The sequence below is a fragment of the Streptomyces sp. NPDC050147 genome, from assembly GCF_040660195.1.
Taxonomy (GTDB): domain Bacteria; phylum Actinomycetota; class Actinomycetes; order Streptomycetales; family Streptomycetaceae; genus Streptomyces.
On record NZ_JBFALJ010000029.1, the window covers coordinates 85,292 to 109,451 of the forward strand.

Genomic DNA, 24,160 nt, shown 5'->3' on the forward strand with positions numbered 1-24,160 from the left:
TTCGGTGAGGTCGGCCGGCGGGTGCGAGCCGGCGGCGGCGTGGGTGCGTCGGGGTGGGGCAGGTTGGAGGCCAGGTATCAGGTGGCCTTCTCCGGCAGGGTGGCTGCATCGGTGGTGGCCACGACCAGTCGGCAGGGTGAGTGGGGGCCATATCCGCCCAGGCGGGCGTCGGCGGCCCACCAGGTCTGGGTGTGTCCGTCGCGCAAGTGCCGCTCTACCGGTGTCCAGTCGCCGGAATGGTCGGCGTTCTTCCAGGCCGTAGCGCGTGCGGCGGTGACGGGGGTGTGCCGTCGGAGGAGCCATCGGCTGGTGCTGCGGAGCATCCGTGCCTGCTCACTGCCCGAGGTCATCGGGGAGGTGGAGGCACGGGGCCCGGTCGCAGCCTGACACCCAGCTGCTGTCTCGCATCAACGATGAACTGCTGCGCGACAAATGCCCCGCCGCCAGCTGAGTGCCGGTCAGTTGAGGCCACTGACCGGCGACGCTACCGGAGGGGGCGAGCTTCTCAGTGGAGGCGGGTCCAGGGCTTGTTGCAGATCAGCTTCATGCCCGGGCTGATGCATGAGGTCTCGTACACCTTGCCATCGGTGGTGATGGCCTTGATCCAGACGTTGTTTCCCTGCTCGCTGAGGGTGATGTCGCAGGCGCGTGCGGGGTAGCCCTTGTTGTCGGACAGTTCCTGCCACCTGATGTTCTTGGCCTTCTTGTCCCAGGCGCCCGCGTAGGCGTGGCCGTCGGAGAGGGCGACGGTGTGCTCCTCGTTCTTGTTGGGGGCGAAGGAGTCGATGGCCTGGCAGTTCGGCCCGCTGTGGCGTGGCTCAGGGGCAGCATGCGCCGGCGCGGTCAGGGCGGCCAGGGCCAGAACGAACGGGGCCGCGACACTCACGGTGCGGCGTGCATTGGCAGTCATTGTTCCTCTTTGCTGATAGGGAGTTCGGCCCGGAACAGTCATGGGCTCAGATCCCTCATCGGCGGCTCAGGCCACCCACTGAAGACGGCCGGAGTGATGATCACTCCCGTGGTCGTACTGTCCGTCCCGGACAACACGGCCTGCCTCGTGAACCGAGACGTTCAGCGGCACGGGTGCGGTCCCGTCCACCCTGCCTGGCCTCTGCTTCCCAGTGGCGTAAGGAAGCCTTCTCCCGCCACTTCGAGAACCAGGTCGGCACCAAGGGCCGGACCCTCCCATCTGGACGGCTGCCTGCTCACTTTCGAGGCACGGAGGTGGCCGCCCGCAGCTTGGCACCGACCATCAGGCGTCGGGCCCGGGCATCTCAATGCCTTGGGTCAACATCGTTGCTCCAGGTAAGTGCTCTATGTGACGGTTAGTGTGGGCGCGCCTCACTGTCCCTACCGGTAGTTCGTTGAATCCGGCGGTCGTATGCGTTGAGGGCGGTGCAGGTTGGCCGTAGGCCGGTAGTAGGAGTCAACTGCTCTGGTGGGAGCTGGAGATGACTGCTCGCCGCCCGTGTCCGCCTGCACCGGGGCCGTTGGAGGAGTACGCGGACCGGTTCGACGACCTCTTCAAAGTGCGAGAGAGAGGGGCACAGGCGCTACTGTCCGCCCGCGGCCGGACTCGCAGTGGGCACCAGATGCGCCGGACGTTTGGCAGGCCGGGGTCAGCGGCCTGCGTGTCCAGACGGAGTGCCTCTCCTCAGGCATGGTGGAGGAGAGGCACCCTGTCGTCAGGTGACGTTGATCGTGGTGGAGGCGGAGGCCTGGTCGCCGACGGTGAAGGCGACCGCCGTTGGGCCAGTGCGGGCATCCTCTGCGGCGCTGACGCAGACCCACATGACGGACACCGCCCCAGGGTCACCGGCGGCCAGGTCGACGCCGGTGAAGGCCAGGGTGCGACCGTCGGCGGAGAGTGTGCCCACGGATACGGCGGAACGTCCGTTGCTGTCCAGGATGGTCAGTTGCAGGTCGGGAAGGCTCGGCGTGCCAAAGCGCAGCCCTGAATCCAGCGGGAGCGTCACGGTGACGTTCTGCGGAGGGATGCCGCGGGATCCGTTGTTGCGGACCTCCACTCCGGGATATCGGGGCGACCCGCCGCGCCCGACGGTCACCGCGGCGCCGCCTGGTGAGACGGTGTACGCCGGTTTGACGACGATCGGTGTGGAGGCGGACGTCTTGCCCGCGACGGTGTAGGTCAGCTCGGTGGGTCCGGCCGGGGAGTCGTGCGTGGCGCTGACGGCCACCCACATCGTCGTTGTGCCGGGCAGGTGCAGGTCGATGTCGGTGAAGGTGAGGGAGGTGCTGTCATCGGACAGCGCGCCGGTGTATACGGTGGTCGTCCCGTCGGTGTTCTGCAGCGTCAGCTGGTAGTCGGCCAGGATTTGTGTGCCGAAGAGCAGCTTGCGATCGGCGGGCAGGGCCACCGTCACCGTGACGGGTGCCAGGGCAACGCTCGAGGCGACACTGATACCGGGATATCCGGCAGGACCGTTCTTGGTGAGCTCCACGGTGGGCGGCCCGCCCGGTGTGAGTGTGAACTCTGTCCACTGCAGCACCACTTGCCCGTGGTTGTTGGCGTCGCCGATGCCGGTCTCGTAGGCGGGATCGTCCTTGCCGCCGGCCTGGCCGCCGGTGCCGGCCAGGGTGCGCCCGTTGCTGACCCCAGGGCCGTCGACGTAACTACTGCCCCCGCCGGCGGCACCGTGGAATGTGGCCTGCACGCCGAGGCCGCCTCCTCCACCCGCGTAGCCGGCGCCGTCGGCGCCGCCCCCGTCGCCGAACGCTGGGTCGAGGACGGCCCCGTCAACACCGCCGCCGGAGACTCCGCCGGCATCGACGTCGCCCTTGCACCTCATCGAACGCACCGCCGGACCCCAACTCGCCCCGCACCATCCAGCTGTTCATCGAAAGACCCGCAGCCCCCGCAAGGCCCGATCGGATGAACGCTCCCGGGATCACAGCCCTCGCCGCCCCGCCAGCCCCACCCCACAGCCCGCCCCACACCGATCCTGGCCGACCACCCAGAACTACTGGCCCGATTGACCACCGGATCGCCCCGCTCACCGACGGCCCCCATACAGCCACATCTCGGGCAGGAGCGCCGGGCGATCGTAGACCGCTTAGCGGACAGCTACCAGGCTACCGGCAGCCGCTCAGGTACCCGCTTCATGAACCGGGTGCGCCAGACCAGTTGGTCCAGCGGTACCCCCAGTTGCAGGCCGGGCATTTTCTCCAGCAGCACCCGCAGAGCGATCTCGGTGTGCTTCTTGCCCAGGGCGGTGGCCGGGCAGTAGTGCCCACCCCCGCCGAAGGAGAGGTGCTCGGCCGCGTTGGGCCGGTCGACGTCCACGGTGTGCGGATGAGGGAACACGTCCGGGTCGGTGTTGGCGCCCTCGACCAGGACGAGGACCAGTTCACCCTTCTTCACCTGGACGTCGCCCAGAAGGATGTCCTCCGTGGCGATGCGGGGCAGCCCGTCGCCGATGGACAGGTTGACACGCAGCAGCTCATCGACCGCGGCCGGCAGCTTGTCGGGTTCGGCGAGTAGTTGGCGCCACACGGGCGGGTTTTGAAGGAGAGAGACGATCGCCATCGTCAGGAAGCCCATGGTGCTGATGACGCCGGCGCCGAACATGGTCACGCCGACGGTGGCCAGCATCTCGTCGGTGAGATGTGCGTATTCTTCCTTTCCGCGCAGCGCGGCGAGTTCGCTCATCAGGCCGGTGGTGAGCGGGTCGTCCAGGCGCTCCACCATGTAGGCGATGTCTCGGTCCCAGTTGAGCTTGGCTCCAGGGACGGGGCACGCCGAGTTCATGAATGCGATGTCGAGACTGGCGGCCAGGCGGGGCGCGTCCGCCTGGGGAATGCCCAGGATGCGGCAGTGGAGATGCTCCGCGTAGGGGCTGGTGAACCGGCCGCGCAGATCGATGGGCGGGCCGTACGCGAGCAGGCCGTCGAGCATGGCAGCGGCGTGGGTGTGCATCCAGTCTTCGAGGCCGGGTGTCCTGGGGCTGATGGCCTTCAGCACTGCCTTGCGCAGTCCGGATCCGGTGATGTTGCCCATGTTGTTGACCACCTCGGGCGGAATGGTCAACGCGTATTGCCTCGGTGCCCCGGGTGCGGAGGTGTCCTTGAGGCTGAAGCGCGGATCCTCCAGCACCTGCCTGCACAGACGGTACGACGAGACCAGCCACGCCGGATCCCCGGCGATTGTCCTTACCCGCTTGACCGGCTCGTCCCGCAGCTGGGCGAGCTGGGGCGGGAGGCGGTCGCCGCGCGGGGAGAACGGGAAGGCCAGCAGCGTGTCAACGTTCATCAGGTTCTCCTTCGGCGGGGGTGAGGACGGCGTGGCCCTGGTTGCGGGAGGCGCGCAGCCCGGGGCCACGCGCGTACAGCAGCTCGGCCATCGGCAGCAGCTGGTGGTAACAGTTCAGCGAGGACGGCACATTGAGGATTGCGGGGGTGTCGAGGAACAGCGGTGCTTCGGCGCACAGGTACTTGAGGCACACGTCGCGCTGCCGGCGGGTCGCCGCCTGGCCGTGCAGCAGCTTGGCCGACAAGAACGCGTCGACCAGCGAGTCGCACGTGGCGCGGAACTCCGGGTCGCCCTCAAGGAGGGTGATCAGTTTGGTGTGGATGTTCTGGTAGGCCGCGATGGTGGTGAGCGCCGACAGCGCGTGGGCGCGTACACGGCTGCCGGAGGGGTCGGCGTCCTTTGCTGCTGCCGTGACCTTCGCCCGCACCCCGCGCAGGTTCTTGACAGCCTTGCGACGGGCGTCCTCCGGGGGGTAACCGAGTGCTTCGAACATTTCCCCCACGAACAGATCGGTGTAGATCAGATCGACCTGTTCAAAGTTGGCCGCACCCCAGCGGGCAAGATCGGTGACGCGCCGTGCGGAAAAGTAGCTGTTGCCCGACGAGACTCCGATCACCGCGTGTGCGCCTTCCCTTGCCATCACTTCGCACTGCGGCGTGTACGGCTGAGCTTGGAAGAGTGCAGTCGCTGTCTTCAACGTGGCTGTGCCTCTCTGTCCCGTGAGGCCCAGTCCGATCCTGTGCCCTGTACGGCGTCGACCAGATGCGGGCTGGACCGGCGCAGGTGACGTGCCCGGTGCCCACGCAGGCAGACTGCCCGGAAAGATCACGCGCCATGGCGCGAACCACCTGCCCGGGTGACACCTCGGACTGGCGTACCTCTCCCGCCCCGGCAGTCAAGCAGGCCGCAAAGGCGAGCAAGGCGCAGCAGGCATTCCAGCGCGGTCTGGACTGAGCATGGCATGCTCCTTACACCGGAGGAAATGAGCCGCTATGCCGTTTCCCTGGCCTATTTCAGCGACTGTGAATTCATCTGATCTGGCCGAATGGCGTGGCGAACTCCAGGCCCGGATGAACAGGCTGCGTGTCCTGATCGACCATGCGTCCACAGAGGGGCTTGCGGCTGCAGCGCGGGAGGGGATCACGGCGCTTCGACGGAAGGCCGATGCCGCTGTAGACCCGTGGCAGATCGCTGAGGTGGACGAGGCCGAGGTCTGCGTCGTCGGTCGCGTCCTGCACCTTGCCTTCGGCGGAGCCCAGATCGCCCCGGCGGTGGAGGGTTCCGTTGCACGTCATCCACGCCAGCTCGTCTACGGGCCGGACGACGACATCTACACTCCGTGCGGCGCCGTCATGCGCCGCCATGCGGCGGGCCCAGGCACATGCGACGGGTACACGCTCGATGAGAACCTTGAGCAGATGGGCCGGCAGGCTGCGGCCGCGCTCGGGGGTGCAGGCAGCACCGTCTTGATGATGTCCAGCGGAATGGCGGCTGTCCGGGTCCCACTACTTCTGATGCTGGCCCGCCTGCGCGCCGCGGGGCAGAAGCTCCTGATTCCTGAGGAGAGCTGGCTGGAGACCCTCACACTGCTTCGGCAGTGTGGCCCTGACGTGTGCCGGACCGTGTCCGCCGAGTGCGCAGAGGAACTCGCCCACTACGCCGCTGACCCACAGGTGGGGGCTGTCCTCTTCGAACCGATCACCAACTCTCCCGTGCAGCGTCGCTTCGCCCCCCAGCGATTCTGGTCCGCTCTTACGGTGACCCGGCCGCTGACCGTGCTGGTGGACGCGGCGCAGACTCCTCTGCTGGATGTGATGACCGGTTCGCCGCCTGGTGTCGATGTCCTGGTGGCTCATTCGCTGACCAAGTGGGCAGCCGGCGGCAGCCAGCGCGCCACCGGTGGCTTGCTGATCGTTCGGGCGGGGCAGGAGGTCGTCGCCGATCTGCTGCTGGCCCGAGCAGTTCAACGCGCGGCGCCGGCTCGGCTCGAAGACGCCGCGTGGATGAACGTGGACAGCACCGCATCCCTTCGCTCCCGGCTCACTCGCTACCAACGCAACCTCGGCATCCTCGCTGAACACCTGCACCACCTGCCCGTCGAGGTGCGTTATCAGCCTGGAAGCGCCTACCTCGTATTGCTCGACCACCCCCGCACCCCTGGCTGGGCCCGAGCGACAGCGTCCCAAGTCGCCAGAGCCGCTGCCCACCGCCGTGTTCCGGCAGGGGTTCAAGGAACCTTCGGTCTCTCCGGCCCGGCGTTGTCCACCATGCCCAGTTGGCGGGAGGCCGGCCTGCGCCTGGTGCCCGGCTCCGGCCCACGGTCGACGGTCGGCCAATTCGCCCAGGTCGTACGCGATGTACTGACGGCGCCGCGACGGCGCTAAGTCACAATCGTGTGGCTGAGCGCGGCATCTGGCTTGGCAGGACAACTTCGATTCACAGCGCCTGCTGGCTCGCCCGGCGTGCGAACCGGGTCACCACCGGGCGCGCAGTACGCCGTCGCTGTCCGGGAGGGCAGCACAGAGCAGCGGGTGGTGTTCGGCGAGGGGCAGGGCGCAGGCGGCGCGGGCATCGGCCACGTGGGCGCTGAGCTCCTGGTAGTCCGTGTCGTCGACGATCGCGTGGCTGATCGTCCCGTCCTGCGCCTCCCAGACGAAGTCGATGGATTCCTCCCGGGGGGTGATGGCGCTCGGCCAAGTGCTGCCGGTCCCGCTGGGCTACCTGGCCGCCGAACCGGCGAGCGCGTACTTCGGGGTACGAGCGACGCTCGCCGCCGGGGCCGCCGCGATCGTGGCCGCCATGATCGCGCCGTTGCTACTGCGTCAGGTCCGGGCCCTGGCCCTCGCCCCGGTAGGGGTGGCGGAGGAAACGCTGGTGAGCGCGCCAAGGTAGAAGGTGCGGTCAGTCTCGACGGCCGCAGTGAAGCTGCGCGGGCCGCGGTCGCGGGCGGCGGCGTCGCGCTCATCGATGCCGGCATCCGCGGGCAGGCTCCAGTGGCCGAGCAGGTGGGTGGCGATCCGGTCGGCAGACAGGTGCGCGGTGCTGTGGGCCGGGTGCTCAGCCAGCGCGGCGGCATTCGTCCGCAGGGCGTGCAGCACGTGGTCTTCCGTGGACCGTCCGGCGTTGAACAGTGGGCCCGCTTCGGCGGATGGGACCGGATAGACAGGCCAGCGTCGTCGAGACGTGCCGAGCGCACCACGAGACGGAGCAGCTGCGCGCCCGGCCCCACATGTGATCGCTCGTACGCGGTGAGCCAGTAGCCGAGCTGCTCGCCGGTGAGATCGGCCAGCACCAGGCCGCGGCGGGCCGCGAAGTCCTCAACAGCCCCTTCGTGGAGGTGGCGCGTTGGCCATCGGCGACGACGAGGCGGGATAGCACATGGGTGCGCCAACGCCGGGGAAATGCAGGATCGTAGAGCTGCTGGTGCTGGAGCAGCGGCAGGAAAGGAAGACCGCTGTCCGTGGCAGGGATGAAGGCTGCACCCAGTAACGAACGAAGCTGGTCCGCCACCGCTCCTTCGCCCACGCCGGAGCCGTTGCCTCCGCGGTGGAGAACTTACCATTGGCCAGGACGCGCAGGGCGGTCTCCGCATCCTCGCGTTTGAGGTCGTGCGGGGTACCGCATCCCCAGATGTCGGCTCTCACGTAGACGTCGCCGACGCCGCGCTCGGCCATGAGACGGCCCAGCGCGGTGCGGGTCCATCGGCCGTAGGGCAGCCGGCGCGCGTTCTCGGTCAGGGCCTGCGCCTCGGGCTCGGTGATGTGACCGGCATCTGCGGCGCGTTCGAAGGCGGCACGGAGGTTCACCAGGGCCTGCGTCAGCGGCCGTCCGTTCGGCTCTTGCAGGACGGCGACGTCGTCATCGGCGTCCAGCAGCCCGCTACGGAAGGCCCGATAGATCCGGCCGATGCCGACCATGCCGTACGGCGCCAGTTCGGCGGCGCGCGGCGCGCCCATGCTGGATGCCCCGTAGACGGCGACGCTCTGGGCCACGAGCAGCATGATCTCCTTGTGCCGCACCGGTGCGCTCTGGTGCCACAGCCCATCGATGATCAGGACACGGTCGCCACCCTTCACGGCCCGGCGAAGACATGCGTGCTCATCAGGCCACCTGCTTCGGGCGGGGCATGGTGTGCCGGGCGGTGTAACGCAGGGCGGGGGCACACACCTTGACCACGGCGAACTCCGCGCACTCGTACGGGCCCCAGGTCAGATCCACCACCAGCGATGCCCGTCCGGTCGCGGTGGTCACGGCGGTCGCCAGATCGTGCGCGAGCTCGGTGTCGGTGTCGGCGGGGGCGCCGTAGCGGCTCGCGATCTCCGGCCACGGCGTCAAGTTCCCGGCGGAGGAAGCGGGGGCACGGTGTGGGCCGGGCCGGTAGACGAGCGGCTGGTTGTCCTCGCGGCTCCCACTGATCAGCGTGGGCCGGGTCTGCGCGGCCTCGGTGATCGCCCGCGAGAGGGCGATACCCGGGTCCGGGTGAGCGCCGGAACCGGCGACGACGGCCGCGGACTGGTCCTCGCGCCACAGGTGGCAGCACATCACCGGAACTCCGTACCGGTTGGGCACGTGACGCAGCTCCCACCAGCATCCTCGCTCGGCGAACCGCTCCAACAGGGCCGCGCAGTACGGGTGTTCAGCGTCGACGCGTCCACCAGCTCGGCCTGAGCCGCGCCGGTGAGGCCGGACAGGACGTCGCGCTCGATCACCTCGTACAGGCCGTGTGCGATCGCCTCGGCTCGGGTGTTCCCGGACGCCAGGCCGTTCGTGGAGGCTGGGCAGATGCTGGCGCCAGTCGTCGTGGACCGTGCGGCCCAGCCGCACCGCAGCCTCGGGCACGAAGGTCTCGGCGTTGTCGAGAGCAGAGCGCGCGGAGATCCAGTAGCGATAGCGGTCTCGTACACGGCCGTACGGTCATGCGCTCCAGATCTTCTGTCCTTCGATGCCACGGGCAGGAGGACCCGGTTCGCTGCCAGTCAGCCTGCCGTCGGTTGTTCACCCCATCCCAGCGGATGAAGGTCCGTGCCTTCGTTCAGGGACGGTGCCAGTGGTTCGCCGCCCACTTGGTTGAAGTCGGTCAACGCGTCGACGAGCGCCGTCCGCTGCTGCGGAGCGAGCCTCTCGACGATCGACGCGATTTCCTGACGGCGCCTCGCGGTGACGTCCTCCACCGTGCGGCGACCTTCGTCGGTGAGCCGCAGCAGGGTCTCGCGACGGTTGTCGGGGTTGATCTGCCGGTCCGCGAGCCCGGCCGCGATCAGGCGGTCGACCATGCGCATCGCCGTCGACGGGGCCACGCCCAACAGCTCGGCCAGTGCGACGAGTTTGCTCTCCCCACGGGAAGAGAGCACCACCAGCATGCGGAACTGCGGCAAGGTCACCCGGTCTTCGACCTCGGCGAGCGAGCGCGCGGACACCGCCACCAACACCCGCGACGCCGTCAGCACCGCACGGGTCACCGCATCCACATCGTCCATGCGCTCTGCCGGAGCCGCTTTCCTGGTCATGACACTTTTCTACCCTGTCCGCGGGGCAGCGGGCCCTTCGCCTTTCGATGTTCATCGTCCACCGTCACCGGTAGCGCAGCAGCAGCATGGCCGCGTCGTCGTGCAAGGGGCCGCTGGAGTGCCGCACCACGTCCTCGCGCAGTGCCTCGAGCGCGGCCTCGGCCTCCGGGTTCTTGAGTAGGCCGGCCCGCTCGTTCAGCGGGAAGAAGGTGCCGTCCGCGTCGCGGGCCTCGGTCACACCATCGGTGTAGAGCAGGAGTTGGTCGCCCGGGGCGAAGTCGACGCGGAACGAACGGGGTGGCTCGCCTCCATGCACGCCCAGGCCCAGCGGCAGCGCGTAGTCGGGCGGGCGCGGGAAGTCGACGGCACCGTCGGAGTGTACGAGCATCGGGGCCGGATGCCCGCAGTTCAGCAACACGGCAGTCCGTTCCTCGGCCCGCACTTCGGCGAGGACCGCGGTCACGAACTTCTCGCCGTTTGCCTCCCGGGCCGCACTGCGCTCCAGCCTGGCGGCGAGAGCGACCAGGTCCGGCTCGTCGTGCGCCGCTTCGCGAAAGGCGCCCAGTACCAGGGCGGCCGTCTCCACCGCGGCGAGTCCCTTGCCCTGCACGTCTCCGACGATCACCCGCACGCCGTACGGGGAGGCCACGACCTCGTACAGGTCACCGCCGATTCGCGCCTCCGCGACCGCAGATGTATAGGAGACGGCGACCTGTAGCGGTCCCGCGGTCCGCGGTACCGGGCGCAGCAGCACACGCTGCGCCACCTCCGCGATCGAGCGGACACTGGCCAGCTCCGCCTCGCGCCGCCCGCGCATCCCTGCCGCGATGACCCCGGCCAGCGTCACTCCGGCGACCGACGCCATCGCCGTGTAGCCGCGCCGGGTGTCGAAGAGACCGTCATACGTACCGAGGGCCACGCACAGCAGCAGCGCCGCCACGCCGTACGACGCGGTGCGCCGCCAGCTGCCGATCAGCCCGGCGAAGGCAGGCCCGAGCGACACCAGCGGGAGGAACCCCACCCCAGGACCGGCCGTGAGGTCCACGACAGTCACGACCGCCATCACCACGACCGGCAACCAGGAAAGGACGAGGCGTCCCTCCTCGTGCTCCGCAGTGGTCATGGCGCTCCCGGCAGTGTCGTCACAAGCTTCGGGCCGCCTTCACCGAGCAACCCTCCCCACATTTAGACTATGCAAAGATCGCGTCAGCTAAGGAACAAAGCAGCACGCTCGTTACCCGATTGAATCCAACACGCAGCCCCCAGGGAGGGCGAGGCAATGATGGCAGAACAGCGCGCCACAGACCCACAACCGGCCGTGCGACGCCCCCAACTGCCGCACAGATGGCGACGGCGACTGGCCCGCCTCCCCATCGGCCTCTACCGCGTGGGGCTCGGCTACCTGTTCGGCAAGCGTCTTCCGCTCCTGCACCACATCGGACGTGCCAGCGGACTCGACCAGAGGGTGGTCCTGGAGGTCGTCAGTCACGATCCCGAGCAGAGCAGCTGGACGATCGCTTCCGGGTTCGGCACCGGATCCGCTTGGTACCAGAACCTTCGCAAGACGCCGAAGACCATGGTCCAGGTAGGCAACCGCCTCCACGCCCTCACTGCCCACTTCCTCACCGAGGCCGAGGGCGGTGAGGCCATGGCCCGCTACGCGCCGCTTCACTCGCGCGCAGCCAGGCGCCTGTGCGCTTTCATCGGCTTCGACGTCGACGGCAGCGTGGAGTCCTACCGCCGGGCCGGCCACCATATCCCCTTCGTGTGTCTAGACGCCGCGTCCGACCGGCCTCTGCCGTGATACCCGACGAGGCACCCGAGCCCGACGACGTGTGGCAGCGGTTCCTCTCGGACAGCGAGCAGGCCATACGTTGCTCCGCCCCAAGGGAACCGTCGGCCGAAGAACGCGTTGCTCTGGCAGGCATCACTGACACAGATGTCGATCCAGTCGCACCCGCGACGACAGAGCGTCTGCGTATGGTGGGTGAACCCTGGCATCCGCAAGATCCGTCCGGGTGGCCCGCGTGGCGGGAACTGGGCACACAGGCCCGACGCCGTCGCGTCGGACGGATACTCGTTTCGGCCGCCGTACTGGTGGCGGTCCTCACCACCGTCTCCCGACATTCCACCGACACCGATCCCTCGGATGACCGACCAGGCGACATCACACCCCAGGAGTCCGAGAACACATCCGGCGAACTCCCTTCGCAGACCGCTTCCGAGGTACCGGCGGCATGGCCCACGCCATCCGCCTAGTGACCGTCGGGTGAACTGAAGAGGTGCGCAGGACGCCATCGTGGCATGAAGCGACCGCCCATGGATTTCACCGAACAGGGCACGCAGTTGTTGGACCTCTGGGCCAAGAGTCGTGCCGACGACTTCAAGCCTTCCGAGAGCCTGCGGAAGGGCTGCCGCAACAGCTAGTCCGAGAGGCACAGGGACACGGTGAACTCCTGGAGAAGTAAACGCGAAAGGAATGATCCCCGAGGCCGGTCGGCCGACCACGACGAACTCGCGGCAAGTGTCGCCGAACCGTTGGGTGGCGTTCATGGATCCGCGGACCTATGCCCGGGCGCGCACGGCGGGCCTGAAGGGGGGCGCCGGGTTCTACCCCGAGTGCGATGAGGCGTACTGCGATCGGCACTGGCACGCGGTCAGGGCTGCCGGAGCCCAAGTGCCCACGCGGGCAAGGGCGGTGACCGTGCGGCGGCGGCTGGTATGGAACCGGTGGCTACTCGGGCGTGAGCTACGACTGCGACTGGTCCGGAGAGGTCGGCATCTGCCCACAACCACTGCATTGGGCCCAGAGCAGCTACGCCAACCAAGGAGCCTGCATCGTGAAGAGTAGATGAAGCCAGGGCAAGCGGAGCCGAACCGTGCACCAGGGGATGCCTTGCGATCCGACCCTGGAGAGGGGCGCAGCGTGACGACAAACGAGAATGGCGTGACCGTGGAGAATGTCGAGATCGAGCCGACTGCGCCTACCGGCGGCTGACTGACCGTGCGGGTGTGGCGGATGTCCATATCCGCCGCCCGAGGACGCTCTGGCGGTGGTCTGCACCCAGCAGCCTTGATGTGTTCGGCCTGCCCGCGGCCGGGGAAGGCAAGTTCACCGATCAGGAGGGCGACGGTGAAACCGATGCCGCCCAGGGTGCCGAGCCCGAAGACATCGGCCCATGCCAGGTCGGGATTGAGCTCAGCTCGGGTGAAGCGTGCGGTGAGGTAGATGCCGAGGATCTTGCCCGCGACGAGCCCGATGACGACACCCAGGGGTTCGGGATCGGTGAACACGATGGTCGAGGCATCTCCTGAGACGGTGACGCCTGCGGTGAAGCGGGCGAACAGTGGGACTGTGACGCCTGCGGAGACCGGGTGCAGCCAGTGGGAGACGCGGGCGGCCGGTGTCATCTTCTCGTCCTTGTCACGGTTGGTGCGCAGGATGAGGCCCATGGCGCCGGCGACGGTGGCGTGGACTCCGGAGAGGCGATGCCCGTGGCCATCGGCACCGCCCAGCCATCAAGGCTTCCGCCTCCCACCGTGGCAGTGAGGGCGTGGAGGCCAGCGGGGACGACCATGCCGCAGACAGCGGCGATGACAGGCAGGGCGGCAGTGGCGGGAGTCCGCAACTCACCGACTACGAGTTCGCGTTTCAGCTCGATTCCGGCGATCAGGAAAGAGATGGCGAGCAGGCCGTCGGCTGCCCAGTGGCCGACCGAGAGGTCCAGCCCCAGGGCAGGTATTCCGAAGTGGAAATCGCGTATGCCCGTGTACGCCGCGCTCCACGGGCTGTTTGCCCAGACGAGCGCGACGACGGCAACGGCGAGGAGGACCAGTCCGCCGACTGTCTCCGTACGCAGGGTTTCGGTGACTGTTTGCCGCCCGGCCCACGGCAGCACCGCTCGTTTGGCATGCCCCAACAACCAGCATCCCGCGTAGCTTTGCATAGGCGATGGAACACCACTGCCTCCGTCCAGCCCGGTCAGATGACAGTCCTGCAGCCAACGAATACTTTCGATCAGAAACGGACTCCTATCCCACGCTTCTGCCACTACGTCGTAGCCTGTCCGCCACAGACAGGCAGAAAGGTGCCGATGATGAACTGCCAGCTCGCGCATGCCCGTTCGCCTTTGGCTTCCGGTCTGCTGTTGGCTTTCGTCACGGCCTTGCTGGTTTCGCTGGACCTGACCTTCCACGAGCACCACCGCGGCATCGTTGTCGCCTTGGTGGCCGTTCCCGTTCTGAGCCTGGCCGTGCCTGCCGACCGTCCCTTGCGGTGGCCGCTTTTCGCAGGAGGGCTGGCCCTGAGCGGTGCCCTGGTGAGCGGTGCGGTCGACTGGCGCAGCCGCCCCTTCGTCCTGCTCGCCACCTTCGGGAACATCGCTCTGCTGACCTTGATCAGCCACCGGCTCCAGCTCCGGCTGCACTCTGCCGAACCGCCTCCGGCGGCTGCCCCCGTGCCGCCGTCAGAGCCGCCGGGCCCCGTCTACTCTTCGAGACGACCGTCGGCGCCAGGTGCCCGAACGTACTCGATCGGCGACTTCCAGCTGGCCCTGCGGACCGTGCCGCAGGCGAACCGGACCATCATGGTGGCCGACCTGTGCGACGCGCGCGAAAGCCCGTACGGCACACGCATCCTGGTCGCCGACTTGATGGGCAAGGACGAAGCCACACGGACCGCTGGTGATCAACTCCTCGACCAGTGGAGGCGGCTGGCGGCAACCGAGCCAAGCCTCGCTGAGATCGCACGCCGTCTCGATGCGGATCTGGCCAAGCGCACCGAACGGTTCGCCAAGGCGCTCCTCGTCACGTTCCACGACGACGACCGCGCAGAGCTCGTCTGCTGCGGGCACCCACCCCCCCTGCTACTTTCCGACAGGGGCGACGTCCGCGAGCTGAACGTGCTCACCCCACTGCCTCCGCTCGGGCTGTTCAATCTCGTTCCGCACGGCTGCGCCGTGTACACCACGTCCTTTACGGTGAGCCCCGCCAAGCGGCTGCTCCTGTACACGGACGGACTGGACGCCATGGTGAACGCGCAGGGCGGGCCCTTCCCGCTGCGCGACTGGGCGGCCGCTCATACAGATCGTCCGCCTGCCGCACTGCTCGACGCCCTCGTGACCGCCCTCAGCCGACATTCGGGCGACGACCTGCGGGACGAGGCTATGCTGCTCCTCCTCCAAGTAGGGAAGCGCGAGTTCCGCCACGTAACGACCGCTCTCCACGCCGACCCTGCCTCGGACCATGTCGAAGCCCCACCCGACTGCGACCGAGCCAGGGTCTGAAGGGAACACCCGAAACGCGGGTTCGGGACAGAGCCTTGGGACAGCGGGTTCGCATCTGTCGCTTGGACCAGCCCAGTAGCCGGGCGCCGACTATCGCGATCTGCAGGGTATAGCGATGAGCGGGGGCAGGCGCCAGTACATCCTCGCCGTCATCGAACACGCCGACCGCCGCGTCCGGATCGTCGATGCCACCGCCCCCCCCCACCGCAGCCTTGGTGACTCAGGCCGCCCGCAACCTGGCCATGGACCTGGCAGACGCCAAAGCCACCGTCGATTACCTGATCAGAGCGCGGGATGCGAAGTACCCCGTCCTCTTCGACGAGATCCTGAGCAACGCCAGCATCGGGGTCGTGCGCACTGGACTGATTCTCGTCTGGAACGAGCGTCATCTGTGTCACGCACTTCGCCAGTTTGAACTGCACTACAACCTTCACCGGTCCGACCAAGCGATAGACGGGGAGCACCTCTGCGCAGTAACCCCGAACCGCTCACCCGCACACAGACCCCCTACCTCGACGTCCGCCGGAGAGGCCGCCTCGGGGGAGTTTTGCACGAGTACCAAGATGTCGCTTGAACTGCACGGATGGACTTTTCGGCAGGCGCAGTGCTCGACGCGGGCACGGACCTGTTTGTGCGAGCGGTTGTGCCGCTGTTTCCAGTCGGGCAGCCCCTCGTCGGCCCGGCGGCGGTGCGGCATCATGAGTCCGGTGCCTGGTAAGCCGCCTTGGGAGGCCCGGACTTGCTCCGGGTTTCGTCCATTGGCACACGGCCGGGCTCGAAGTGGCCTTCCGACCCGCAGGGTCGGGCACATATTGCGAGGGCGCTCGGTCTTCATCCGCACTGATCGCTCACGCTCGCGATCGACGGCCTCTGTGTACCGTGGTCGCCGTCAGGGTGGCTGGACGTCGTGCACCAGAGGTGGTTATGCGGTCTGGTCGCGCTGACGGTGCTGCTCCTGTTCGGCCTGATCGCGATGGCGACGTACTCAACTACCTTGGTTTTCATGATCAAACGTGGTTCGCTGCTGCCCTTGGGCGTCGTCTTCGCCGTCGCCGCCGCGACCTGGCCGGCTCTCTTCCTGGCAGGGGCGCACAGCACCGAAGGAGAGGAAGAGACGTGAGCCACGGCGACCAGCGACCCGCTCGCCTCACCCCCGACGAGGAGCCCGTGCTTCCAGGTCAGGCGCAAGGTCTCCCGCGGAGGGGGCACATGATCGTGTGCGGTGACGACGCGCTCACCGAACGTCTCGCCGCCGAGCTGCGCTCGGTGTACCGCGAGCGCGTGACGGTCGTCGTCCCAGCCGCACGTGCGGTCGACGGCCCACGTTCCGGACCGGCCGGGCGAGCACGGGCCGCCGCTCTGCTGAGTCGGATGCAAGCCGTCATGACACGCGGGGCCGGTGCACCGGGCGTGGGCGATCCGCCGCCTGAAGCGCCCCAGGTCCTTGAGGCACCGGAGCCCGACGAGGGAACGCTCATCGAGGCAGGTGTACACGACGCCGCCGCGCTGGCGCTGGTGTACGACCAGGATGAGATCAACATCCGCGCCGCCCTGGCCGCCCGCCGTCTCAATCCCCGCCTGCGTCTGGTGATCCGGCTCTACAACCGCAAGCTGGGCCAGCACTTGGAGGAGCTCCTCGACCAGGCCGCCACAGTCGCCTCCCCCACCTTGGATCTGGCGACGCTGGACACCTCAACCACCGTCCTCTCCGACGCCGACACCGCGGCCCCCGCCCTGGCCGCTACCGCCGTCGCCGGGACCAGCAAAATCGTCCAGGCCGACGGACTGCTCCTGCGTGCCGTGGAACGCACCCCGCCGCGCCGCGGAGAAGTCGCCGACCCCGGCCTGTGCACACTCGCCCTTCTCTCGTCGACCACCAACGACCCGTCCGGAGCCGAGGGTTCGGACGACGGCGGGCAGGACGCACCTCTGCTGCTGCCCGACGATCGAACGGTCGCCGCCGCGACCGGCCGAGGCACCGTTGTCCTGGAGGCCATCTCGCACGCCGGTCCCGCCCTACCGCCCAGCCGCCTGGCAGCCCGCGGATTCCCGATCAGGTCGCTCTTCTCGCCGCGCCTGCGATGGTCGGTGGCCGGGCTCATGGCCTGCGTCCTCGGCCTGGCAGTGGCGAACTGGCTGACCGGCAACACCCACCCCCTGCACGCCGGGTACCTGACCCTGCTCGACCTGTTCGCCATCGACGACCCCGCGCTCGGCGAACCCACCGCCCGGCAGATTCTCCAACTTCTCACCGGGCTGGCCGGGCTGCTGCTCCTTCCTGTGCTCCTTGCCGCCGTCCTCGAAGCCCTTGGCACCTTCCGCACCGCCTCCTCTCTGCGCCGGCCGCCCCGCGGGCTCTCCGGCCACGTGGTCCTGCTCGGACTCGGCAAGATCGGGACCCGCGTCCTGGCCCGCCTCCGCGAACTCGGCATCCCCGTCGTCTGCGTGGAAGAAGACCCCGAAGCCCGCGGCATCCCCCTCGCCCGCCGCCTGCGCGTCCCCACCGTCATCGGCGACGTCACCGACGAGGGCGTCCTGGAAGCCGCCAAGATCCACCGAGCGCACGCGCTGCTCGCCCTCACCAGCAGCGACACCACCAACCTCGAGGCAGCCCTCTACGCACGGTCGGTCAAGCCTGGCGTGCGCGTGGCCCTGCGCCTCTACGACGACACGTTCGCCACCGCCGTCTACCGCACCCTGCGCGCCGCCCACCCCCAGGCCCTCACCCGCAGCCGTAGCGTCTCCACCCTCGCCGCCCCCGCATTCGCCGGCGCGATGATGGGCCGCCAGATCCTGGGCGCCATCCCGGTCGAGCGGCGGGTGCTGCTGTTCGCGGCCCTTGATGTCGCGGGGCACCCCAATCTCGAAGGGCGGACCATCACGGAGTCCTTCCGGGCCGGTGCTTGGCGGGTGCTCGCCCTGGACCCCGCGGCACCGCACGAGCGTCTGCCCGACCTGGCGACATCACCGGCCGACGATGGCACCGGCCACCCCACCGGGCTGGTGTGGGACCTCCATCCGGGATACGTACTGCGCCCCCAGGACCGCGTCGTGCTTGCCGCCACCCGCCAGGGACTGGCCGAGCTCCTCGGCCGACGGGCCCCGGCCCGGACCGGCTCGACGGAACCGTAGGCCGGCTTTGAAGTAGCGGAAAGACCATGGAAGTCGGCGTTCGCCGACTGTCCCGTCCACACGAATACGCTCAGAGAGTCGGGCTGCGCCGGGCCCGGCGATGACCGCCCTGCGGATGCGATCGGCACAGGTGGGCCGGGAAGCCTGGTCGGCGGCACGCTTCTCCTGCCCAAGACCGGCATCACCAGATGCACCGCTACGACGCTCACCAAGGCGGGACACCGCACTTGATCAGCCTCCACGCGGACGAACACCCGGCGCCATGACCTGGATCGCGTTGAGTGCCTGCACTCTCGTCGTACTCATTCCGAGTGCCGTCCTCCTTGCGGGCTGGACGCCCCCCTGTGAGGCGCCGCCCCGGCCCCACGAGACTGCTCGGCGCTGCAGGCCTGCTGTTCGACGCCGCTGTGCTCGCCGCCGCAGTACCGGACCTCGCCGGTGCGTCGCGTGGGGTGCGCGCGGCGTGTTCCTACACCGCTGTCGGCCTCGTGTGCATCGCCATCCTGCTCCTGATCGCCTACGACCTCAGCAGCAGGCGCTCGCCCCGACCACGATGACAAGAACGCGGCTCCACCCGCCCACCCCCGAGCTCGTACAAGCCGCACTAGCTTCTCGTCCTGGGCAGCACTTGACTCCATGTAAAACCGGTACAAGTGGGGCCGCACAAACGCCACGGCATGAACGTCCAGGTCCTCACCGATCCCTTCGGACGACTACTCTGGGCCGCGCCAGCTCTGCCCGGCTCGACCCACGACCTGACCGCCGCCCGTACGCACGGGGTCATCGAAGCCCTCGCCGACGCAGGGCTCAAATGCTGGGCGGACAAGGCATATCAAAGCGCCGGCGGACCCGTCCGGGTTCCGTTTCGGAGCCGCCGCCTCAAGGGATGAAAGCGCCGCCACAACACCACCCGCGCCAAGATCCGCTGCCTCGGCGGGCAAGCCATGGCCACCCTCAAGGGCTGGCGCCTCCTGCGGAAACTCCGCTGCAGCACCAACCGAATCACCGACCTGGTGAAGGCCGTCCTCATCCTTCACCACGCATCAGCGTGAGGTTGGAAAACGCTCCCTCACGCCTCAACCAACGAACACCAACGCCACCAGTCACACAACCATCCCAGAACACCAACTGCCTAGATCAGATGCTCTCTCAGCGGACAGCCACATCCGAAAGCTCAGCTGCGTTCGAAGTTGCCCTGACCGAGCAGGTCGAACCGACTCACACGACCGGGTGCGCGAAAAGTGCACTGGGGAACGAGGTCCGCCAGGCGCTGGCCGTTGTCAGCGAACGATAGGCGGGCGCGCCAGTCGCCCTTCGTGTACTGGATTACCTGAAACGTGAAGGAGCGTGCTGCTCCACTCTGCGAGGTCAGGGTGGCGGTGCCGTCCTTCAGGAAGCGAAAGGTGCCTCTTTTCTCGGCGTCCTTATAAGTTCCGGCCCAGGCCGCCTTGTCACTCCCGCATCCTGCGGATTCCGGCGCCTGCGCCCGGTCCACTGCAGCAGTTTGCCCCACAGCTGCAACTGTCGACAGAACTGCGCAGGCATATACCAAGCGGTGACGCATAAGACTCTCCTCTGGACGAAGCCGATGAGGTTGTGAGGAAGACGGCGCCCGCCGCACCATGTGCTGAGCGGGCCGGTCGACCTACGGCGGCGCCCGGGAAGTGGTAACCGCCCTGAACGTCGAGGCGAGTCAGCTTACTACTCTTCGTAGTCACGATTGACTGTGAGTAAGGGGTTCTTGTAAAGGCGATCGGGCTGCGGTGTGCGAGCCGGGAAGACGGCGCGTCGGGGCTCCGGCACGAGGACACCTGACGGCTCGTCGGCGAACGGGCCCAGCAGGGGCACCTCATGTGCGACCTCGGGCACGTCTACGACGCAGTCGGCTGCCACCGGGAGGCGCCGATGCAGCACAGTCGTGCACTGGGCCCTTTCGAGGGACTGGGCGACGTGCACGGGGCCGCAGAGGCACTGGGCGGTCTCACACCCAGCTCCGGGTCGCGCGGACACTGTCACGAGAGCCGACGGCAGCACGGCATGGCCCTGGCCACGTTCAGGGAGACACGCGACCGACACGGTGAGACGCGCGCCACGACGGGCCTCAGCCTGGCCGACTGGTTCGTGCACGGTCACGATGAGTCGGCGGCACACCGTCGTCAGGTGCTCACGCTGCTCCACAAGAACGGCGACAGGCGCACGCTGGCCCAAGAACTGGTCGACCTCGGGCTGATCCAGTGGCCCGCCCCCTATGAGGGCAAGCGGGTCATCGTGGTGGGCGGCGGGAACTCGGCCGTCCAGGTCGGCTACGAGCTGGCGGAGGTAGCCACGGTGACCCTGGCCACCCGCACGCCCGTCCAGCTCCTGCCCCAGGTGCGCGAAGGTAAGGACATCCACCACTGGCTGACGAGCACTGGCTTCGACCACCTGCCGCCCGAGTGGCTCATCCACTTCGCCGGCGACACCCTCGTCATGGACACCGGCACCTACGAAAGCGCCCTGACCACAGGGAAGTTGGACCGACGACCGATCTTCACCGCACTCGACGGCAACGCGGTGGTGTGGTCCGACGGCGTCCGGGAGGAGGTCGATGTGGTGCTGCTCGCCACGGGATACCGGCCCCACCTCGGCTACCTGAAGAAGCTGGGTGCCCTCGACGCGGACGGCGCGCCCCTGCACAGTAACGGCATCTCCACGACCCACCCGGGCCTGGTCTACCTCGGCCTGGAATTCCAGCGCTCGTTCTCCTCCAACACGTTGCGCGGCGTCAGCCGGGATGCCGAGTACGTCATACCGCCGCTAGCCGCTTACGTCCGCAAGGCTCCCGCGGCAGCCGGATTCTGACCTCCAGGTCGGCATCGGTGCCATCGCACCCCTCGTCACCTTGGTTCGACGTGTGTCAACATAGATACATGTCGAATACGAAGGTGCTGCCGGTCCTCGAACCCGAGACCGTGGTTCCGTGCTGTCCGCCACTGACAGAACGGTCTCTGACCGCGGAGGAGGCGGTACGTACAGCCGCGATGTTCAAGGCGCTCGGCGATCCGGTGCGGCTGCGGCTGTTCTCGTCGGTCGCCTCACACGAGGGCGGCGAGGCGTGCGTGTGCGACATCTCCGACGTCGGTGTCTCGCAGCCGACCGTCTCCCACCACCTCAAGAAGCTCAGGGAAGCGGGTCTGCTGGCCTCCGAGAGGCGCGGGACGTGGGTGTACTACCGCGTCGAGCCCGCCGTCCTTGCCGCTATGGGACAGATGCTGCGGCAGTACGTCGTCTGAACTGCCCTCATTCATGGGAGCAGGTCATCGCAAACGCTTGCGCCAGGACAGCAGGACATGCGCGTTTCGAGAGGGCTTTTGCAAATGGCGACCGGCGGGAACGTGATCACTCCGGCGGCTGTCGCAGAACTCGCACCGATGTTCGTTTGTGAGAGTCGCCGAGCGTGACCGCTGCGGGGCGGCCCCGGCCTGGCACCGCCCGCGTTGGGACTTGACCTTCGAGTTGAGTTGAAGGTTTACCGTCCGAGACATGAGCACCTACCGGATCTCGCAACTGGCGGAACGCTGCGGCGTTCCCGCCACCACGCTGCGTTTCTACGAGGACGCCGGACTGCTCCCGGCCAAGCGGACCCCGTCGGGCTACCGCGTGTACGGGGAAGACGCTGTCGAGCGCCTGGGTTTCATCTCCTCGGCCAAGCTCCTGGGCCTGGCCTTGGAGGAGATCCGCGAGCTCCTGGACGTCCGGGAGGAGGGGGTGTGTGCGGCAGTCCGCACGCGGATGGTGCCGCTGGTGGCGGGTCGGATAGCGGAGACCGAGGGCCGGATGGCCGAGCTGTCGGCATTCTCCGCGCACCTGGCCGCCGTGCACACGGACCTGTCGGGTCCGGCGCCGGAAGGCGGGTGCGGGCCGGACTGCGGTTGCACCACCACCCCCGCCGCTGCCGGGCCGGTGCCGGTGACGCTGTCGCGCACCCGGCCCGCCGCGCCGGCACCGGCGGCAGAGCCGTGGCGGGACGCGCCGGTGGCCTGCACCCTGGGTGGCCACGAGCTGGAAGGCCGCACCCAGGAGTGGCGGCAGCTGGTGGAACAGGCCGAGACCCGCGAGGAGATCCCCGACGGTCTGCGGTTCACGTTCCCGGCGAGTGCTGAGCTGGCCGGGCAGATCGCCGTTCTGGCGGCGGCCGAGCAGGGCTGCTGTGCGTTCTTCGACTTCACCCTGCATCTGAGTCCCGCCGCACTGAAGTTGACCGTGCGCGCGCCCGCAGCAGCGTCGCCGCTGCTGGCCGCTCTGTTCGGAGTGACCGCATGAGCCATCCTGTCTCCTCGCCACGCCGCCCACGCCCTTGGGGGACGGACGGCGCCGGTATCGCCGCGGTGGCCGCCTGCGCTGTGTGCTGTCCCGGAGTTACCGGACAAGCGTCTCGGCCCCGTTGCCCCCGAAGGCCTCACGGGCGCAGGTAACGCAGGCTGGCTCATTTCCCGGACCGGTAATCGGGGCGCTGAGGCCCGTATCCGGTTACCCACGTGTGCCCCACCCCGGTGAATCTGCGATTACCCGGCTCTGACCTGGACTTTTGCCATGATTGGGCAGGCAGTCAGGTAAGGGGAGATGGCGATGGTTCACGGCAGTTGATCCGAAAGGAGCCTGCCGTGAACACCTCGCACCTCGACACCAACGTGGTCCATCGCCTGAACGCCGAATGGCGCCGGCTGTGTGACCGCACCATCCCCGCCGCCCGGCTGCGCGGCTGGCTGATCGAAGCGGGCGTCCTCGACGAGCACGCCCCGCACCGCCTGGACGAGCTCCACGACCACCTGCAGCAGCAGTCGAAGGAACAGGGACGGCACTTCAGTGACCTCTGGCTGACCGTCCTCCCCGAGCGGGCAGACGGCGAGGGCGAGCAGGCGCAGTTGGCGGCGCGGGTGGTGGTGCAGGCGATGCTGCCCGGCGCGGTGCGGATGACGCAGCGGTGCCAGCGGGATGGCGAGGCGTTCGCCGATGTGGCCCAGGTGGTGATTGCCTCGCTGTATCAGGTGGTGCGCCTTTCCCGATCGCGCGGCGCCGCCGGCAGCTGGCACGGAATCTGCGCCTGCAGTTGTGGCACGTCGTTTCGCGTGAGCTGGGGCGGGAGTTCGCTCCCAGCGGCGAGGAACTGCCCGGCGCGAGCGACCCGGTGGCCGGCGACGCCGCCGGACCCTCTGGCCCAGGCCGAGGTCGTGCTGCTGGCCAGCGCCGCCCAGGCGGTCGGCCTGTACAGCGCGGACGAACCGGTGGAGGAGCCACCGGCGCGCGGGGCGAACTGGTCGAGCTCCTGGTCTGGGCGCTGGCAGAGAAGGTCCTCACCACCGATGCCGTGTCCGCGATTACCGATCACTACCGCGCCGCGGGCGCGGTCAGTGACGCTGCGGCGGCCCGCGCGGCGGGGGCGAGCGCGGCGGCCATCCGGCAAAAGCGCAGGCGCGCCGTTGCAGCTGCGCACCGCGGCCCCTTTGTGGCTGACCGCCGCGTGAGTCACCCCGAGGTCTCTCAAAGTTTCTCGGCTCTGGCTGTCACATCCGCCGTGAGCCGCCTCCCCTTCCCGTCATGTGCGGGCGTCAGGCCTGCGGCGGGCCGGGATGAGCGAGGTGTTACGCAATGAGTGAGGAGCAGGAAGGCGTGGAGCTGCAGGCGGATGAACAACGGCTGGTGGCGACCAAACGGCCAGCGATGCTCGTCGCGGCGGCGTTGGTGAAGGAACCGTTCGCCGAGCGGACGGTGGAGGCCCTTCGGGCGTATGTGGACGAGGACGCGGACGAGGGCCAGGAACTGGCGGATCGCCTGCGCGCGCTGCCCGAAAGCGTGCTGTGGCCCCGTATCAGCGAGCTGCAGTCCCGCGCAGCGGACATGTACAGCGGTGAGATGCGCCGGGGCGAGACGCCGCTGCGGGCGCTGGACGCGCGGGCCGACCGCTGCCGCTGCGCAGCTTCCTGAAC

22 protein-coding genes and 4 pseudogenes are annotated in these 24,160 nt (G+C 68.4%); 13 read left to right on the forward strand and 13 right to left on the reverse strand.

Annotated features, from left to right (window positions below):
• Window positions 1–77: 77 nt before the first annotated feature.
• The 5 genes from AB0I94_RS34460 to AB0I94_RS34480 form a co-directional block, all read right to left on the reverse strand.
• A complete protein-coding gene (locus AB0I94_RS34460; protein WP_363313673.1) occupies window positions 78–350 on the reverse strand; it encodes a hypothetical protein in 273 nt (90 codons plus the stop codon).
• A 155-nt stretch (window positions 351–505) separates the two neighbouring features.
• The gene (locus AB0I94_RS34465) at window positions 506–910 is read right to left on the reverse strand and encodes a hypothetical protein (RefSeq protein ID WP_363313674.1); all 405 of its coding nucleotides are present in this window, start codon (window positions 908–910) and stop codon (window positions 506–508) included.
• A gap of 775 nt (window positions 911–1,685) precedes the next feature.
• The gene (locus AB0I94_RS34470; protein ID WP_363313675.1) at window positions 1,686–2,810 is read right to left on the reverse strand and encodes a hypothetical protein; all 1,125 of its coding nucleotides are present in this window, start codon (window positions 2,808–2,810) and stop codon (window positions 1,686–1,688) included.
• A gap of 275 nt (window positions 2,811–3,085) precedes the next feature.
• Window positions 3,086–4,270, reverse strand: coding sequence for a cytochrome P450 (locus tag AB0I94_RS34475; protein ID WP_363313676.1), 1,185 nt, complete (start codon window positions 4,268–4,270; stop codon window positions 3,086–3,088).
• Window positions 4,260–4,967 (reverse strand): tRNA-dependent cyclodipeptide synthase, encoded by a 708-nt coding sequence (locus AB0I94_RS34480; RefSeq protein WP_363313677.1) that lies wholly within the window; start codon window positions 4,965–4,967, stop codon window positions 4,260–4,262. The genes AB0I94_RS34475 and AB0I94_RS34480 overlap by 11 nt, the downstream gene beginning before the upstream one ends.
• Before the next feature lie 295 nt (window positions 4,968–5,262).
• On the opposite strand from AB0I94_RS34480, the gene AB0I94_RS34485 reads away from it, so the two are divergent.
• Together AB0I94_RS34485 and AB0I94_RS34490 are read left to right on the forward strand one after the other, a co-directional pair.
• The gene (locus AB0I94_RS34485) at window positions 5,263–6,654 is read left to right on the forward strand and encodes a PLP-dependent transferase (protein ID WP_363313678.1); all 1,392 of its coding nucleotides are present in this window, start codon (window positions 5,263–5,265) and stop codon (window positions 6,652–6,654) included.
• Window positions 6,655–6,874: 220 nt separating this feature from the next.
• Window positions 6,875–7,162 (forward strand): hypothetical protein, encoded by a 288-nt coding sequence (locus AB0I94_RS34490; protein ID WP_363313679.1) that lies wholly within the window; start codon window positions 6,875–6,877, stop codon window positions 7,160–7,162.
• A 425-nt stretch (window positions 7,163–7,587) separates the two neighbouring features.
• Here AB0I94_RS34490 and AB0I94_RS34495 read toward each other — a convergent pair whose 3' ends face one another.
• The 5 genes and pseudogenes from AB0I94_RS34495 to AB0I94_RS34515 form a co-directional block, all read right to left on the reverse strand.
• Complete coding sequence (locus AB0I94_RS34495; RefSeq protein WP_363313680.1) at window positions 7,588–8,433, reverse strand: TfuA domain-containing protein; 846 nt, start codon at window positions 8,431–8,433, stop codon at window positions 7,588–7,590.
• Window positions 8,372–9,052: a YcaO-like family protein gene (locus AB0I94_RS34500; RefSeq protein ID WP_363313708.1), complete on the reverse strand. Its 681-nt coding sequence runs from the start codon at window positions 9,050–9,052 to the stop codon at window positions 8,372–8,374. The genes AB0I94_RS34495 and AB0I94_RS34500 overlap by 62 nt, the downstream gene beginning before the upstream one ends.
• Window positions 8,968–9,219: pseudogene (locus AB0I94_RS34505) on the reverse strand (YcaO-like family protein); the annotation flags it as partial. The gene AB0I94_RS34500 and the pseudogene AB0I94_RS34505, both read right to left, overlap by 85 nt.
• Before the next feature lie 27 nt (window positions 9,220–9,246).
• A complete protein-coding gene (locus AB0I94_RS34510) occupies window positions 9,247–9,777 on the reverse strand; it encodes a MarR family transcriptional regulator (RefSeq protein WP_363313681.1) in 531 nt (176 codons plus the stop codon).
• A gap of 64 nt (window positions 9,778–9,841) precedes the next feature.
• Window positions 9,842–10,900 (reverse strand): PP2C family protein-serine/threonine phosphatase, encoded by a 1,059-nt coding sequence (locus AB0I94_RS34515; RefSeq protein ID WP_363313682.1) that lies wholly within the window; start codon window positions 10,898–10,900, stop codon window positions 9,842–9,844.
• Window positions 10,901–11,056: 156 nt separating this feature from the next.
• Between AB0I94_RS34515 and AB0I94_RS34520 the strand changes: the two genes are divergently transcribed.
• Window positions 11,057–11,581, forward strand: coding sequence for a nitroreductase family deazaflavin-dependent oxidoreductase (locus tag AB0I94_RS34520; RefSeq protein WP_363313683.1), 525 nt, complete (start codon window positions 11,057–11,059; stop codon window positions 11,579–11,581).
• A gap of 500 nt (window positions 11,582–12,081) precedes the next feature.
• Window positions 12,082–12,204, forward strand: coding sequence for a hypothetical protein (locus tag AB0I94_RS34525; RefSeq protein WP_363313684.1), 123 nt, complete (start codon window positions 12,082–12,084; stop codon window positions 12,202–12,204).
• A 669-nt stretch (window positions 12,205–12,873) separates the two neighbouring features.
• Here the strand turns inward: AB0I94_RS34525 and AB0I94_RS34530 are convergent.
• Window positions 12,874–13,724 (reverse strand): annotated as a pseudogene (locus tag AB0I94_RS34530) (Na+/H+ antiporter NhaA); the annotation flags it as partial.
• A gap of 201 nt (window positions 13,725–13,925) precedes the next feature.
• On the opposite strand from AB0I94_RS34530, the gene AB0I94_RS34535 reads away from it, so the two are divergent.
• Window positions 13,926–15,062 (forward strand): PP2C family protein-serine/threonine phosphatase, encoded by a 1,137-nt coding sequence (locus AB0I94_RS34535; protein ID WP_363313685.1) that lies wholly within the window; start codon window positions 13,926–13,928, stop codon window positions 15,060–15,062.
• 604 nt (window positions 15,063–15,666) lie between these two features.
• Here AB0I94_RS34535 and AB0I94_RS34540 read toward each other — a convergent pair.
• Window positions 15,667–15,792 (reverse strand): annotated as a pseudogene (locus AB0I94_RS34540) (IS5/IS1182 family transposase); the annotation flags it as partial.
• A 479-nt stretch (window positions 15,793–16,271) separates the two neighbouring features.
• Here AB0I94_RS34540 and AB0I94_RS34545 point away from each other — a divergent pair.
• From AB0I94_RS34545 to AB0I94_RS34555, 3 genes and pseudogenes are all read left to right on the forward strand, one after another.
• Window positions 16,272–18,194 carry an NAD-binding protein gene (locus tag AB0I94_RS34545; protein ID WP_363313686.1) on the forward strand — a complete coding sequence of 641 codons (1,923 nt, stop codon included), beginning with the start codon at window positions 16,272–16,274 and terminating at the stop codon, window positions 18,192–18,194.
• 344 nt (window positions 18,195–18,538) lie between these two features.
• On the forward strand, window positions 18,539–18,751 hold the full coding sequence (locus AB0I94_RS34550; protein WP_363313687.1) for a hypothetical protein: 213 nt from the start codon (window positions 18,539–18,541) through the stop codon (window positions 18,749–18,751).
• Between the two features lie 99 nt (window positions 18,752–18,850).
• Window positions 18,851–19,246: pseudogene (locus tag AB0I94_RS34555) on the forward strand (transposase family protein); the annotation flags it as partial.
• Window positions 19,247–19,368: 122 nt separating this feature from the next.
• On the opposite strand, the gene AB0I94_RS34560 reads toward AB0I94_RS34555, so the two are convergent.
• Window positions 19,369–19,689, reverse strand: coding sequence for a hypothetical protein (locus AB0I94_RS34560; protein WP_363313688.1), 321 nt, complete (start codon window positions 19,687–19,689; stop codon window positions 19,369–19,371).
• Between the two features lie 410 nt (window positions 19,690–20,099).
• Between AB0I94_RS34560 and AB0I94_RS34565 the strand changes: the two genes are divergently transcribed.
• The 5 genes from AB0I94_RS34565 (at window position 20,100) to AB0I94_RS34585 (ending at window position 24,158) form a co-directional block, all read left to right on the forward strand.
• On the forward strand, window positions 20,100–21,035 hold the full coding sequence (locus AB0I94_RS34565) for a hypothetical protein (protein WP_363313689.1): 936 nt from the start codon (window positions 20,100–20,102) through the stop codon (window positions 21,033–21,035).
• 68 nt (window positions 21,036–21,103) lie between these two features.
• Window positions 21,104–21,466: a metalloregulator ArsR/SmtB family transcription factor gene (locus tag AB0I94_RS34570; protein ID WP_363313690.1), complete on the forward strand. Its 363-nt coding sequence runs from the start codon at window positions 21,104–21,106 to the stop codon at window positions 21,464–21,466.
• Window positions 21,467–21,716: 250 nt separating this feature from the next.
• Window positions 21,717–22,496 (forward strand): heavy metal-responsive transcriptional regulator, encoded by a 780-nt coding sequence (locus tag AB0I94_RS34575; RefSeq protein ID WP_363313691.1) that lies wholly within the window; start codon window positions 21,717–21,719, stop codon window positions 22,494–22,496.
• Window positions 22,497–22,837: 341 nt separating this feature from the next.
• Window positions 22,838–23,698: a hypothetical protein gene (locus tag AB0I94_RS34580; RefSeq protein ID WP_363313692.1), complete on the forward strand. Its 861-nt coding sequence runs from the start codon at window positions 22,838–22,840 to the stop codon at window positions 23,696–23,698.
• A gap of 124 nt (window positions 23,699–23,822) precedes the next feature.
• Window positions 23,823–24,158 carry a hypothetical protein gene (locus tag AB0I94_RS34585; RefSeq protein WP_363313693.1) on the forward strand — a complete coding sequence of 112 codons (336 nt, stop codon included), beginning with the start codon at window positions 23,823–23,825 and terminating at the stop codon, window positions 24,156–24,158.
• Window positions 24,159–24,160: the final 2 nt, after the last annotated feature.

Coding starts and splice junctions, on each gene's coding strand:
- AB0I94_RS34460 (WP_363313673.1), bottom strand. CDS start 350: ATGACCTCGGGCAGTGAGCAGGCACGGATGCTCCGCAGCACCAGCCGA.
- AB0I94_RS34465 (WP_363313674.1), bottom strand. CDS start 910: ATGACTGCCAATGCACGCCGCACCGTGAGTGTCGCGGCCCCGTTCGTT.
- AB0I94_RS34470 (WP_363313675.1), bottom strand. CDS start 2,810: ATGAGGTGCAAGGGCGACGTCGATGCCGGCGGAGTCTCCGGCGGCGGT.
- AB0I94_RS34475 (WP_363313676.1), bottom strand. CDS start 4,270: ATGAACGTTGACACGCTGCTGGCCTTCCCGTTCTCCCCGCGCGGCGAC.
- AB0I94_RS34485 (WP_363313678.1), top strand. CDS start 5,263: ATGCCGTTTCCCTGGCCTATTTCAGCGACTGTGAATTCATCTGATCTG.
- AB0I94_RS34510 (WP_363313681.1), bottom strand. CDS start 9,777: ATGACCAGGAAAGCGGCTCCGGCAGAGCGCATGGACGATGTGGATGCG.
- AB0I94_RS34515 (WP_363313682.1), bottom strand. CDS start 10,900: ATGACCACTGCGGAGCACGAGGAGGGACGCCTCGTCCTTTCCTGGTTG.
- AB0I94_RS34520 (WP_363313683.1), top strand. CDS start 11,057: ATGATGGCAGAACAGCGCGCCACAGACCCACAACCGGCCGTGCGACGC.
- AB0I94_RS34525 (WP_363313684.1), top strand. CDS start 12,082: ATGAAGCGACCGCCCATGGATTTCACCGAACAGGGCACGCAGTTGTTG.
- AB0I94_RS34545 (WP_363313686.1), top strand. CDS start 16,272: ATGATCGTGTGCGGTGACGACGCGCTCACCGAACGTCTCGCCGCCGAG.
- AB0I94_RS34565 (WP_363313689.1), top strand. CDS start 20,100: ATGCAGCACAGTCGTGCACTGGGCCCTTTCGAGGGACTGGGCGACGTG.
- AB0I94_RS34570 (WP_363313690.1), top strand. CDS start 21,104: ATGTCGAATACGAAGGTGCTGCCGGTCCTCGAACCCGAGACCGTGGTT.
- AB0I94_RS34575 (WP_363313691.1), top strand. CDS start 21,717: ATGAGCACCTACCGGATCTCGCAACTGGCGGAACGCTGCGGCGTTCCC.
- AB0I94_RS34585 (WP_363313693.1), top strand. CDS start 23,823: ATGAGTGAGGAGCAGGAAGGCGTGGAGCTGCAGGCGGATGAACAACGG.